Here is a 12960-nt window from a genome sequence, read left to right on the forward strand (position 1 = left end):
GCAGGGCGGGGGCGGGAGGGGCGCGGCGGTGCTCACAGCAGCTCCTCGATCGTCCGCCACACCTCGTCCCAGTGGTCCGTCAGATACATGTGGCCGCCGGGGAACTCCGCCGTCCGGAAGGCGGCCGAGGTGAACGCCGACCAGTCCAGCCACTCGTCGGCGGGCGCCAGATGGTCGGCGTCCCCGCGGAGGGCGGTGAGCGGCAACGGCAGCGGGGTGAGCGTCCCGGGCGTGTAGTCGGCCAGCAGGTCCACGTCGGCGCGCATCGCCGGGAGGAGCAGCGAGCGGGCCATGGGGTCGGCGAAGATCTCGATCTCGCGGCCCGCGATGGCGGCGGCCTGGGCGGCCGCCACCTCGTCGTCGGGGTCGAGCCGCTCGGCCTGGCGGTGGCGCGGGCTGGTCGAACCGCTCACGACGAGGTGGTCCGGGAGCGGGCCCCCGGTCGCGACCAGGTGCTGGACGGCCTCGTACGCCAGGATCGCGCCGAAGCTGTGCCCGAAGACGACGAACGGCTCCTTGCCGGCCGCCGCCCGGAAACGCTCGGCGGTGCCGGCCGCGGCCTGTGCCATCGTCCGGTAGAACGGCCGGTTGAACTCCTCCTCCCGGCCCGGCACCTGCACGGGCACCGCGCGCAGCACCTCGGACTCCCGGCGCCGCCAGGGACGGTAGACACCGGCTCCCGCCCCGGCGTAGGGCAGGCACATCAGCGTGGTCGTCATGCGGGACCTTCCGGTACGAGGGAGTGCGGTGGGACGGATACGGGGGCCAGCAGGCCGAGTTGGGTACGGAACGCGTCCGTGAGGTCGGTCAGGCGGTGCGCCCAGGCACCGGTCGTCGGCGCCTGGACCACACATTTCAGCGTCCCGTCGGGCAGCTCGCACACCTGCAGCTGGACCTCGGCGACCGCGCCCACCGGCGGGACGGGGACGGTGTGCATCCGCACCGGACCCGCCGGGTGCTCGACCCGGCGCCAGCTCTCGAAGGCGAACACCGCCTGGAACACCGGCATCCGGCGGCCCACGACGGTGCGGGCGGCCCGCACGATCTCGTCGCAGGGCAGCGCGGAGCCCAGGATGGTCTCCCGGACCGAGGCCCAGACCCGTTCGACCGCTCCGGGCGCGGACAGCTCCGGCATCCGGACCGGCACGGTGTTGATCAGGCAGCCGAGTTCGTCCGGCTGCCCGGCGGAGCGGGCGACCACCGGAGTGCCCACGCAGAAGTCCGCACCCCCGGTGAGCCCGGCCAGCGCCCGGCCGTACGCGGCCAGCAGCACCACGAACGGCGAGCAGGCGCGGCGCCGGGCCTCGGCGCATACCGCCTGCCAGACGGCGGGCGGACAGCTGGTCCGCCGCTCGGCGAGACCGGCCCGGGCCAGGGCCCGCTGGCCCGGCGCCGGCCCGTCGTCCGGCACCGGCAGGTCGGCCGCGCCCGCGAGCACGGTCCGCCAGTGCGCGGCGAGTGCGGTGCGCTCCGCGGCAGCGGGCTCCACGGGCGCCGGCCGCTCCCGCACCGGCAGTTCGGGCGCCCGTCCCTCGGCGGCCAGGCCGTACGCGCGGGCCAGATCGGTGGCGAAGACCTCCTGGGAGAGGCCGTCGAAGGCGATGTGATGGACGGCGAGGAAGACCGTGGCGCCCTCGTCGTCGGGGGCGACCGCGGCGCGGTGGACCCGGCCCGCGGCGATGTCGAAGGTGTCCGCACCGAGCAGCGCGGCCGCCGCGTCCGCGAACCCGGTGCCCGCGGGCAGGCGCAGCGGGGGCTCGGCGACCGGCTCCGCGAGGACGGTCCGCACCACCTGTCCCCGCTCGATGACGAAGGCGGTGCGCAGTGACTCGTGGCGGCGGGCCACGGCGGACAGCGCCGCGTCGAGCGCGGACGGCTCCACCGGGCCGTCGGCACGGACCTCGGCGAGCACCCAGTTGGCGGGGCTCGCCGGGGCGATCTGCTCCCCGAGCCAGAACTGCCGCTCCAGCGCGGAGGCCGGCTGCACCCGCACCGCCGTGCGCTCAGTCACGGGCCAGCTCCTTGTCCGCGCCCGCCGCGCCGTCACCGTCGCCGGTGCCGTCCGGCGGGGTCAGGTTGTCCATCTCCCGCAGCGCACGGTTCCGCAGCGAGACCAGGACCAGCACCACGTAGGTCGCGCCGAAGGCCAGCAGGGTCCAGCGCAGCCCGATGCCGTGGATCGCCCAGCCGGCCACCAGGATGCCGACCGGCGCGGCACTCATCGCGACGGCCGAGGTCAGCGCGAAGACCCGGCCGAACAGGGCCTGCGGCACCTTGTTGAGCATCACCGTCGACAGCACCGGGTTGAGCGGTCCGGCGGCCAGCCCCAGCAGGAACGAGATCGCGATGGACAGCACCGCGCCCGGCTGCCCGCCGAGGGCCAGCCGCAGCCCCCCGATGACCAGGAAGCAGCCCAGCAGCGTCCAACGGCGGCTGGTCAGCAGCCGCTTGCTGGCGGGGCCGTAGAGGAACGTGCCGGCCACCGCACCGCAGCCGGAGGCGGCCACCAGCCAGCCGAGGTACTGACCACCGCCCAGCACCTGGTCCGAGTAGACCGGCAGGATGACCGGCGTGAAGGCGTCGTCGAGGAAGTTGGTGACGAACACGAACGAGGTCATCGCGCCGATCACCGGCAGCTGCTTGACCAGCCGGAGGCCCTCGGTGAGCTGCCGGACGAAGCCCTGCCGCTCGGCGGCCGGAGCCACCGGCCCGCCCGGCACGGCGACCCCGACCAGCAGCGCGGAGAGCAGGAAGGTCGCGGAGTCCACGTACATGCCGATCACCGGGCCGGACACGGCCGCGAGCAGACCGCCGAGCGGGGCCCCGACCAGCAGACCGAGCCGCGGGGCGCCCTGCATCCAGGAGTTGGCGCTCTCCAGCCGCACCCCGCCGCGGTCGGCGAGCCCCTTGAGCAGGCTCTGCCGGGCCGCACCGGTCGGTGTCGAGCCCAGACTGCGGACGAACAGCAGACCCATCAGCACCGGCAGGGCGAGCCCCACCGTGTCGTTGAGCAGCGGGATCAGCCCGATGACGGTGCCCGCGAGCAGATCGCAGAGCACGCTCATCCGCTTGCCGCCGATGCGGTCGATCCAGACCCCGCCGACCGCGCCCGCGAAGATCAGCGGCAGCGTGTTGGCGAAACCCGCCAGGCCGGTCGAGACGGAACTGCCGGTGACGCCGAGCACGTACAGCGGGATGGTCACCACCGTCACCGCATTGCCGAACGACGACAGGTAGTGGGCCAGCAGCAGAACCACCAGCGGTCGGCGTTCCGGCACCGCGGTGCCGGGCCCGGGGGGCGAGGTCATCGAATCTCCTGTTCCGCACGGCGGGTGCTGGCGAAGAGCTGCTCCAGGTACTCCTCCGAGACCCCGGCCCGACCCGGGACCTCGGAGTCCGCGATGCCGGCCGGCACCAGCGGGTTGCCGCGTTGCCGCAGCAGCTCGGTGAGTGCGGAGAGGGTGGTGTGCTCGGTGATGTCCCGGGGGCCTGCGGTGAAGCCCCGCGCCGTGAGCAGCCGGGCGAGCCGCACGGCCAGCAGCGGCGTGCCACCACGGTCGGCGAACGCGTCCTGCGGGTCCGCGGCGGGCAGGTCCAGTGCCTCGCACCACGCCGCGGCCACCAGCTCGGCGGCGCGCCCGGCCGGGCTGGCGAGCGGGGTGTCGGGCGAGGTGGCGAAGACCTCGACCAGCTGCAGCAGCCGCCGCGCGAGCCGGTCGATGGTCTCCGGCTCGAAGAGCGCGGTCCGGTACTCGAACCGCCCGTAGACCAGGTCGCCCAGATGCCACCAGGCGACCGTCGCGTCCATCGAGGAGATCCCCTCGGGCACCGCGTTGGCGTAGACGGTGGCGCCGGGCACCGAGTAGGACACCGTCTCGGCGAGGTCGAGATGGACGAGCATGGTGCGCAGCAGCGGATAGCTGTGCACCGACCGCTCGGGGGCGACCGCCCGTACGATCTCGCCGAACGGCGTCTCGTGGTGTTCCGCGACGGCGGCACCGGCGGCCTGGGTGGCGGCCATGAAATCGTGCGGGGTCGGATTCTCGGGCAGCCGGATCCGCAGTGGCACGTTGGTGAGCAGGAAGCCCACCAGGTCCTGGACGGCCGGCTCGCCGCGGGTCACGCTGGGCACCCCGAGGAGGACGTCCCGCTCGCCGCTCTCCTCGTACAGCAGCGCCGCGTAGACGGCGGCCATCGCGTTGGCGACCGTGCTGCGGGCCTGCTTGGCGCGGGCGATGAAGGCCGCGGCGATCCCCTTGTCCAGGACGAAGTTGTACTGCCGCCCGGCGCGGTCCTCGGTCTCGGGGGAGTGGTCGTACGGCAGCAGCGGCCGGTCCGGGAGGTCCGCCAGGTAGCTGCGCCAGAACGCCCGGTGGCGTTCGCCGTGCTCGCTGTCGAAGTACTCCCGCTGCCAGTGCGCATAGTCACCGAACTGCACCGGGAGATCGGGGAGTTGGGGCTCGCGGCCCTCCCGGACCGCCCGGTAGACCTCCAGCAGCTCGCTGTTGAGCCGCACGTAGGACCACTGGTCGGTGAAGGAGTGCGGCATGGTCTGCACGATCTGGTGGTCGTCGCCGCCGAGGTCGGCCACCCCGATCCGCAGCACCGGGTCGCGGGCGAGGTCGAACGGACGCCGGACCTGCTCCCGGATGAACTCCGCCCGGCGCCGCTCCCGTTCACCGTCCGGCCCGGCCGACTGGTCGGTGAAGGTCAGGTCGGCGCCGCGGTCCGGGTGCAGCCGCAGCACCGGCCGGGTGCCCTCCGTCTCGATGGCCGAGCGCAGCAGCTCGTGCCGGCCCACCACGACGGCCACCGCCTCGGTGAAGGCCCGCCGGTCGAACTCCCCGAGGAAGCGCAGCCCGAACCCCAGGGTGTAGGTGGTGGTGCCGGGATAGAGCTGGTCGAGGATCCACAGCCGTTCCTGGTCCATGCCGACCGGGAAGGTGTCGCGCGGCCCGGGCCGGGGCCGCAGCGGGCGCTTGCCGGAGCGCTGCTGCGACAGCTTGGCCAGGAGGGCGGCGCGCTTCTCGGGAGCCAGTCCGGCGAGCCGGGCCGCGAGCGCCGACTCCGCCCCGCTCATCGGGCACGCTCCGCGGGGAGGCAGCCGAACAGGGCGGGCAGCGCGGCCAGTACGTCCCCGGTGGGCAGCCCGAAGTCCACCAGGAAGCCCACCTCGTCGGCGCCCGCGGTAGCCAGCAGACCGAGCACCTCCGCGGCCTTGCCCGGTGAGCCCAGCAGCGAGGGGCCCTGCAGGAAGTTGAGGTAGGCGCTCTCCAGCAGCACCTTCTCGTCCTCGCCCGGTGCGGTAGTCTGACTGCGGTAGGCGCGCAGATAGCCGTGCATCGCGGGGCGCAGGTAGTCCTCCAGATCGGGCCGTTCGCTGACGTAGGCGTGCACCATGACCACCACGTCACCTTCTCCCGCATGCCCGGCCTGCCGCCAGGCCGCCCGGTAGCGGGCGATGTTCTCCCGCAGCACCGGCAGCGTCTGGCCGAGCAGCGCGGTCATCACGCCGCAGCCGGCCCGCCCGGCGGCTTCGAAGGTCTCGCCGTGGCCGGCCGAGGTCAGCCAGACCGGGAGCTCCGGCTGCACCGGGCGGGGCCCGGTGCGGACCTCGGCCGTGCCGCCCGCCGTGGTGGGGTGGGGGAGCGCCTCACCACGCCAGTGCGCCCGCACCTGCTCGATGATCCGCAGCGTGTCCGCGCGCCGCCCGGCGTAGTCCGTACGGGCCAGCACGAAGTCGTCGGGGTGCCAGCCGCTGGCGAACGAGATACCGGCCCGGCCGTCCGACAGGTTGTCGACCACCGCCCAGTCCTCGGCGATCCGGGCCGGATGGTGCAGCGGCGCGGCCACACTGCCGGCCCGGATCCGCAGCCGCTCGGTGCGCACGGCGACCGCGGCGGCCAGCACCGACGGGTTCGGCGAGTGCCCGCCGAAGTCCACGAAGTGCCGTTCCGGCAGCCACACGGCGTGCAGCCCGGCCGCGTCCGCCTGCTCCGCCGCGTCGAGGACGAAGCGGTAGTAGTCGCGCGCCGAGACCGTGTCCGCGCTGGCGAAGAAGTACAGGCTCTGCCGGGCGGGCGCGCCGCCGGCCGCCCCGTCCGCGGGCGGGGTGCCGGTACGGGCCCGGCGCCGCATCTCCTGGCCGAGGACGCGGCGCTGTTCCGGCGTCAGGGCCGCCAGCCGTTCGGAGAGGTCGCTCACTGCACACCTTCGATCTCGTCGAGCAGCCGCAGGAGTTCGGCGTCGTCCCGGTCGGCGGCGAGCTCCTCGGCGCGGCGGATGAAGGAGCCGAGGTCGGAGTGCTCGTAGAGGTCGCCGAGCGCGACGCCGAGCAGCAGCGTGTCGTTGACCACCGTGAGCAGCTGCGCGGCCTGCAGCGACGTTCCGCCGAGGGTGAAGAAGTTGTCCGACGGGCCGAGCGGTTCGCCGCCGAACGCCTCCTGCCAGATGGCGGTGATCGTGGTGGCGAGATCGCTGCCGGCCGCTGCGGTGTCCTCCGCCGTCGCCGGGGTCGACGGTTCCTGCGGCGGTGCCGGCTCGCGGAGGGCTGCGGCGGGCGCGGCGGGCCGTTCGTGGGGCAGTGCCCCCGGGGTCGCCTCGATCCAGTGCCGGGTGTGCGCGAACGGGTAACGCGGCAGCGGAACGGGGGAGGTGACCAGGGGCACGTCGAAGTCCACCGGGCAGCCGGCCGCCCAGAGACGCGCCAGCGCGTCCTGGTGCGCCTGCGACTCGTCCGCACCGGAGTGCCCGAGCAGCTCGATGATGCCCGGTGGGTGCGCAAGGCCCAGCAGGCGGGCGGTCTGCCGTACGGGGTTGGTCAGCGCCCGGCCGCCGTGGATGCCGACGACCGCGGCGGGGCGGCCGGCCAGCAGCGTCCGGACACCGTCGGCCAGCCGTACGGTGCCGCGCAACTGCCCTGCCCAGTAGGCGGGGTCGGTGGCCTCCTCGGCGCTCAGCTCCGCGCCGGTGCGGTTGGAGATGACGGTCAGCCGGGGCGCCGACAGCGGCACGGTGGCGAGGAACTCCCCGAACCGGGCGGCGGCCTCCTCCATCGCGCGGGAGTGGAAGGCGTGCGCGGTCTCCAGCCGGCGGGCGGTGAGCCCGCGTGCGGCGCAGCGCCGCTCCAGCTCGGTGACCGTGTCCGGGTCGCCGCCGAGCACCGTCGTCCCGGGGCCGTTGACCCCGCAGACGTCGGCGGGCAGCCCGGCGGCGAGGTCGCGGGCGGCCTCCTCGTCCAGCGGGACGGCGAGCATCGCCCCGGCCGGGGCCCGGCTCATCAGCTCCCCGCGCCGTACGACGGCCGCCGCCGCGTCCTCGACGCCGAACACCCCGGCGTACGCGGCCGCGGTCAGCTCGCCGACGCTGTGGCCGAGCAGCGTCGCCGGCCGCACGCCCCGGCGTTCCAGCCGCCACAGGTGTGCCAGACCGACCACGAAGAGCAGCGGCTGCACCACCGCGGTGTCCAGCAGCCGCGCATCGTCGGCCGCCCACGTCTCGAACCCGCGCAGATCGGGACCGCCGGCCCGCAGCACGGCGGCGGACAACCGGTCGAGGTCCGCGCCGAAACGGGGGTCGTCGGCGGCCGACGCGGCGGTACCGGTCAGGCGGATGCCCTGGCCGGGCAGCAGCACAGCGACCGGGGCGTCCGCCACGGCCGGTGGTGTGTCGGCCCGCTTCGCGGTCTCCAGCAGCCACTCCCGCAGCCGCTCGCGGGCGGCGGCCGGGTCGGTGGGCAGGGCGACGGCGGCCCGGTGGGCGAGTTGCCGCCGGCCGTGCCACAGCGTGCCGAGCACGCCGGGGAGGGCGGCCCGTGCGCCGGGGCCGTCGAGCCAGGCGGCCAGGTCCGCGGCCTTGTCGCGCAGGGCCTGCGGGGTCGCGGCGGAGAGCACGGCGACCGGCGGCCGGACGTCCTGGGCGGGCGCGGGTTCCGGGACCGGGTCGGCCGGGGCGAGGATCACATGGGCGTTGGTGCCGCCGAAGCCGAAGGAGCTGACCGCGGCCCGGCGCGGGACCTCGGCGCTCCAGGTCGCGGCCGCCCGCGGCAGGAAGAACCGGTCCGCGCCGAGCTCCGCGTCCGGGCCGTCGCCCGGCTGGGAGGCGACCGGCAGCAGCAGGTCGTGCTGGAGTGCCAGCACCGTTTTGATCAGGCCGAGGACCCCGGCCGCGCTGTCGGTGTGGCCGATGTTCGGTTTCACCGTGCCGATGGCGCAGCGCGGGGCGGCGGTGCCGGTGCCGTAGACCTCGGCCAGCGCCGCCAGTTCGACCTGGTCGCCGAGGACGGTCCCGGTGCCGTGCGCCTCGATGTAGCCGATGTCCGCGGGGGAGAGCCCGGAGACCTCCAGGGCCTCGCGGAGCACCTCGGCCTGGCCCCGCGGGCTGGGCGCGGTCATGCCCATGCGGTCGGCGCCGTCGTTGTTGACCGCGCTGCCGATGATGTGCGCACGGGCCCGGCCGGGTCCGTCGGCGAGCTCGGCCGACCGGCGCAGCACCACGATGCCCGCGCCGCTCGACGGGACCGTGCCCCGGCTGCCCACGGTGAAGCTGCGGCAGCGGCCGTCGGGCGCGTAGATGCCGCCCTCGGGCCCGTCGTGCTCGGGCCGTTCGACCGGGAAGACGGTGATCCCGCCCGCGATCGCCACATCGCATTCGTAGGTGAGCAGACTGCGCACCGCCTGATGGACGGCGACCAGGGAGGTGGAGCAGGCCGTCTGCACGGTCATGCTCGGGCCGGTGAAGCCGAGCCGGTAGGAGAGCGCGGTGGCGAGGAAGTCACGGGAGTTGCCGAGCATGATCTGTTCGGTGCCGTGGGCCCGCACGGTCCGCTCGTCCGGCAGGACGTTGCGGTGCAGGTAGATGTCGGGGCCGCCGCCGAGGAAGACGCCGACCCGGTTGCCGGCGCGCGTGGTGTCGAGGCAGGCGTCCTCCATGGCCTCCCAGACCAGTTCGGCGATCACCCGGTGCTGGGGGTCCGTCAGCGCCGCGTGGGCGGGGGCCATGCCGAACAGCTCGGCGTCGAACTCGGCGAACCGGTCGATCTGCCCGCTGAGCAGTCTGCCGTTCCCGGCCCGTTCGCCCCGGGCCGCCGGCAGCGCGACCTCACCCCCGGCGAGTCGGGAGAGGAAGGTCTCCGGGTCCGATGCGCCGGGGGCCCGCAGGGACAGCCCCACCACGGCCACGGCATTGTCCAGCTCCGTCATGCCGGTTCTCCTTCCATTGCGTACGAGCTGCTCGGGTGCGGTCCGGCCGGCGGGGCCGGCAGCGGCGGCCTCATGCGTCCGTCCGCGGGGCGAGCGCGGCCGCCAGCCGGCGGGGGGTGGAGTTGCGGAAGATGTCCCGCAGGCGGATCGCGGGGTAGTTCTCCGCGCGCAGGGCGGTGGCCAGCAGCACCGCTTGCACGGATGTGCCGCCGAGGTCGAAGAAGTTGTCGTCGGGGGCGACGGGCACCTCCAGGACCCGCTGCCAGAGGGCGGCCATGGCGGTCTCGGGACCCGAGAGCCCGTCGGGCTCGGGCGCCGCGGCACGCTCCGCGGGCCGCGGGTCGGGGAGCCGTGCGGTGTCGAGCTTCCCGTTGGCGGTGAGGGGCAGTTCGGGCACCGCGGTCAGGGTGGCGGGCAGCAGGTGGCCGGGCAGCCGCTCGGCGAGCCGGTGCCGGATGTCGGCCAGGGTCCCGGGCGCGTCGGTGTCGTTGTCGGTGTCGGTGACCACATACGCGTCGATCCGCGCGGTCGCCGGCCCGTCGGGGGCCCGGACCAGGGAGGCGGCCGCCCGGACCCGGTCGTCCTCCAGGAGGGCGTGCCGGATCTCGCCGAGCTCGATGCGGTGCCCGCGGATCTTGACCTGGTCGTCGCGCCGGCCGAGGTACTCGAGCTGCCCGTCGGGCAGGAACCGGCCGAGGTCGCCGCTGCGGTAGAGGCGGGCGCCGGGCGTTCCCGTCAGATGGTCGTCGGTGAAGCGTTCGGCGTTCAGTTCCGGACGGTCGAGGTAGCCCTGGGTGACCCCGGCGCCGCCGACCCAGATCTCACCGGGCACACCGGGAGCCGCCGGGCGCCCCCGGTCGTCGAGGACGTACAGGTCCCAGCCGGGTATCGGCCGGCCGATCGAGCGGCTGCCGCGCAGCGCCTCGGCGGGGTCGACGGGGTGCCAGGTGCAGAAGACCGTGGTCTCGGTGATCCCGTACATGTTGACGGGCCGGCAGACGTCCGCGGGATAGCGGGCGAACCACGGCACCAGGACACCCCGGTCGAGCGCCTCGCCGCCGAAGATGACCAGACGCACCGCGAGGCCGCCGTCGCGGAACGCCTCGGTGTTCACCAACTGGGCGAACGCCGAAGGGGTCTGGTTGAGGACCGTCACACCCTCGCGGAGCAGCAGTCCGTGGAACGCCTCCGCGTCACGGGAGACGTCGTAGGGGACGACGACCAGCCGGCCGCCGGTGAGCAGGCACCCCCAGATCTCCCAGACGGAGAAGTCGAAGGCCAGCGAGTGGAAGTACGACCAGACGTCGTCGGGGCCCGGTGCGTACTCCTCGCGGGTCGCGGCGAGCAGGGCGGCCACATTGCGGTGACTGACCCGCACCCCCTTCGGGCGGCCGGTCGAGCCGGAGGTGTGGATCAGGTACGCGGTGGCTTCCGGGTCCACGGCCGGCAGGGCCTGCGTCGGGTCCTCGGGTGCGGCGTCCGGCGCGACCCGGCGCAGGCCGGGGACGTCCGCGAGCAGGTCGCCCTCGGTGATGGCGGTCCGTAGTCCGGTGTCCTCGATGACGAAGGCGAGCCGCTGCGGCGGGTAGTCGGGGTCGAGGGGGACGTAGGCGGCGCCCGCCCGGAGTACCGCGAGCACGGCGGCGACCTGCCCGATGCCCCGGTCCAGGCAGACCCCGACCCGGTCGCCGGGTCGGACCCCCGACTCGACCAGTACGGTCGCCAACCGCCGTGACATGGCGTCGAGTTCGCGGTAACTGGCCTGTTCTTCCCGGCAGACCACGGCGGTGCGCCCGGCGGCCTCGCGCACCTGGCGCGCGAACAGTTCGGTCAGCGCCACCGGTGGTTCGCCGAGCCGGGTGCCCCGTCCGGTGGCGAGCAGGGCCGTGAGTTCCTCGGCCGGGAGGGTGTCCACCTCGTCCAGGCGTCCACCGGGCCGGGCGGTGAAGTGGGTGAGTACGGCCGTCAGTTGGCGGAAGAAGAGGGCGGCGGCCGCGTCGGTGACCAGTGCCCGCTGGTGGCGCAGGAGCATCCGGATCCCGTCCGTGCGCCCGTGCTCCTGGTAGAGGCCGAGGGTCAGCGGGAAGTGGGCGGTGCCCAGGCCCTGGTCCTCGTGCGGGACGGCGTGCCGGTCGCCTTCGCGCAGTTCGGGCAGGGTGTCGATGGCCGACACCACCAGCTGGGGCGCGGTGAGGCCGGTCCCCGGCAGTACGGAGGACAGCGGCAGGTCGGCGTCGCGGTAGGCCTGCACGCCGCGCTGGTGCACCTCCCGCAGGAAGTCCGCCACGGTGGCCTGTCCGTCGAGGAGGACCGGAACGGGAGCGGTGTTGTTGAAGTACCCGACGGTGTCGGCGTGTGCCGGTGAACGCCGCGAGACGGTGGTGCCGATGACCGGGCGCGCGGCTCCGGAGTTGCGGCCGAGGACGAGGGCGGCCGCGGCGAGGACGGCCGAGTAGGGGGTGATCCCCAGTTCGGTGCCGAGGTCGCGGAGGCTTTGGTGCAGTCCGGCGGGGAGGAGCGCTTCGGCGACGCCGCCGCCGGTGGAGTGCGCGTCGCCGGAGCCGGTTGCGTCGCCGGCGGCGCCCGCCCACTCCAGGGACGGGACGACATCGGCGGCGGCCAGCTCGGCCCGGATCTCGGCCGCCCGGCCGGCCCGCCGGGGCAGCCGGCCGTGGGCCGCGGCCGCCCAGTCGGCGTAGGGGGTGGCGGGTTCGGTGGGCCGGTCCGTCAGGAGGCCGCGGGCGAGCAGTTCCATGGACCGGCCGTCGACCACGAGGTGGTGGGCGACGAGGACGAGGTCGGCGGCGTCCGGCGCGTACCGGAGCAGCACGGCGCGGCACAGCGGGCCCTTGGCGAGGTCCAGGGGCCGGGTCAGCTCCTCGCGCACCCGCAGGCGGGCCGCGGCGCTGTCCGGCGCGTCCGCGACGCGCACGGAGTGCAGTTGCGGCGGGTTGGGCGCGGTCTCCAGGAACCACGTCCCGTCGTCCTCCACCACGCGGGAGGCGAGCACCGGGTAGGTCTCGGCCAGGCGCGCGAAGCGCTCGGCGAGCAGCGGCCCGTCGGCCGGCCCGGTGATCCGGTAGACGCAGTTGACCAGATAGGTCGAGGGATCGTCGGCGGCCTGGTCGGCGGTGTAGAGGTCGACCTGGTTCGGGGCCAGTGCGCAGCGCATGTCAGCTCCCCGCGCCGTCGGCCGCGAGCAGGCGGGCGAGGGCACCGGCGCCGTCGGCCTCCAGGACGTCGAGGTACTCGACCTCGCGGCCGGTCAGCTCGTAGAGCCGGCTGGTCAGCAGGACCGCGCGGAAAGAGTCCCCGCCGTTCTCCAGGAATCCTTTAGTGGGATCAGCACCAGCCCCGAGGATTTCCCTCCAGAGATTCTCCGCCACTTCAGCCGAATTCTCGGAGGAGGGCAGGGAGGGGTCAGCATTGAATTCCATGGAACAGCCCCCGAATTCTATGAGTCCGAATTCCCCGCTTCTGCGCCACGTTGTGTGCACGGGGCGTGTCACTGGGGGTGGTCGACTCCATCCAGTTTTCACGGCCGCAGGGCTCAATTACCCGCCTCAACGGTTTGGTTGACGCTACAGCGCCACCCGGAAGTTGATCAATGTGAGCTAGATCACAATGCCCTCTCCGGCATTCTTGTTGAATTCCCGCGCGGTGTGTGCGGTGACCCCGAGAATTCTTCTTGACACGGCCAAACCGCCTCCATAACCTGGCCCGACTAATTCCGGTGCGGATTTCAGTCGGGGGGCTGTTC

General features: G+C 74.2%; 8 protein-coding genes. All 8 read right to left on the reverse strand.

Going from position 1 to position 12960, the window contains the following annotated elements; translation table 11 throughout:
• Nucleotides 1–32: 32 nt before the first annotated feature.
• The 8 genes from ACZ7MX_RS17485 to ACZ7MX_RS17520 all read right to left on the reverse strand — a co-directional run bounded on the left by ACZ7MX_RS17485 (nucleotide 33) and on the right by ACZ7MX_RS17520 (nucleotide 12637).
• Nucleotides 33–719: a thioesterase II family protein gene (locus ACZ7MX_RS17485; protein ID WP_472132956.1), complete on the reverse strand. Its 687-nt coding sequence runs from the start codon at nucleotides 717–719 to the stop codon at nucleotides 33–35.
• On the reverse strand, nucleotides 716–2011 hold the full coding sequence (locus ACZ7MX_RS17490; RefSeq protein ID WP_472132958.1) for a condensation domain-containing protein: 1296 nt from the start codon (nucleotides 2009–2011) through the stop codon (nucleotides 716–718). Before ACZ7MX_RS17490 ends, ACZ7MX_RS17485 begins: the two co-directional genes overlap by 4 nt.
• Nucleotides 2004–3308 carry an MFS transporter gene (locus ACZ7MX_RS17495; RefSeq protein ID WP_472132960.1) on the reverse strand — a complete coding sequence of 435 codons (1305 nt, stop codon included), beginning with the start codon at nucleotides 3306–3308 and terminating at the stop codon, nucleotides 2004–2006. Before ACZ7MX_RS17495 ends, ACZ7MX_RS17490 begins: the two co-directional genes overlap by 8 nt.
• Nucleotides 3305–5080: a condensation domain-containing protein gene (locus ACZ7MX_RS17500; protein ID WP_472132962.1), complete on the reverse strand. Its 1776-nt coding sequence runs from the start codon at nucleotides 5078–5080 to the stop codon at nucleotides 3305–3307. The genes ACZ7MX_RS17495 and ACZ7MX_RS17500 overlap by 4 nt, the downstream gene beginning before the upstream one ends.
• Nucleotides 5077–6204, reverse strand: a complete 1128-nt coding sequence (locus tag ACZ7MX_RS17505; RefSeq protein WP_472132964.1) for a MupA/Atu3671 family FMN-dependent luciferase-like monooxygenase — start codon at nucleotides 6202–6204, stop codon at nucleotides 5077–5079. The genes ACZ7MX_RS17500 and ACZ7MX_RS17505 overlap by 4 nt, the downstream gene beginning before the upstream one ends.
• Complete coding sequence (locus ACZ7MX_RS17510) at nucleotides 6201–9200, reverse strand: type I polyketide synthase (RefSeq protein ID WP_472132966.1); 3000 nt, start codon at nucleotides 9198–9200, stop codon at nucleotides 6201–6203. Before ACZ7MX_RS17510 ends, ACZ7MX_RS17505 begins: the two co-directional genes overlap by 4 nt.
• A 70-nt stretch (nucleotides 9201–9270) precedes the next feature.
• On the reverse strand, nucleotides 9271–12372 hold the full coding sequence (locus ACZ7MX_RS17515) for a non-ribosomal peptide synthetase (RefSeq protein ID WP_472132968.1): 3102 nt from the start codon (nucleotides 12370–12372) through the stop codon (nucleotides 9271–9273).
• A 1-nt stretch (nucleotide 12373) separates the two neighbouring features.
• Nucleotides 12374–12637, reverse strand: coding sequence for a phosphopantetheine-binding protein (locus ACZ7MX_RS17520; RefSeq protein WP_472132970.1), 264 nt, complete (start codon nucleotides 12635–12637; stop codon nucleotides 12374–12376).
• Nucleotides 12638–12960 lie beyond the last annotated feature (323 nt).

The organism is Streptomyces sp. NPDC107765 (genome assembly GCF_055657085.1).

Excerpts from the sequence above, each read along its gene's own strand:
- ACZ7MX_RS17520 (WP_472132970.1), bottom strand. The coding sequence starts at position 12,637 with ATGGAATTCAATGCTGACCCCTCCCTGCCCTCCTCCGAGAATTCGGCT.
- ACZ7MX_RS17510 (WP_472132966.1), bottom strand. The coding sequence starts at position 9,200 with ATGACGGAGCTGGACAATGCCGTGGCCGTGGTGGGGCTGTCCCTGCGG.
- ACZ7MX_RS17495 (WP_472132960.1), bottom strand. The coding sequence starts at position 3,308 with ATGACCTCGCCCCCCGGGCCCGGCACCGCGGTGCCGGAACGCCGACCG.
- ACZ7MX_RS17500 (WP_472132962.1), bottom strand. The coding sequence starts at position 5,080 with ATGAGCGGGGCGGAGTCGGCGCTCGCGGCCCGGCTCGCCGGACTGGCT.
- ACZ7MX_RS17485 (WP_472132956.1), bottom strand. The coding sequence starts at position 719 with ATGACGACCACGCTGATGTGCCTGCCCTACGCCGGGGCGGGAGCCGGT.
- ACZ7MX_RS17515 (WP_472132968.1), bottom strand. The coding sequence starts at position 12,372 with ATGCGCTGCGCACTGGCCCCGAACCAGGTCGACCTCTACACCGCCGAC.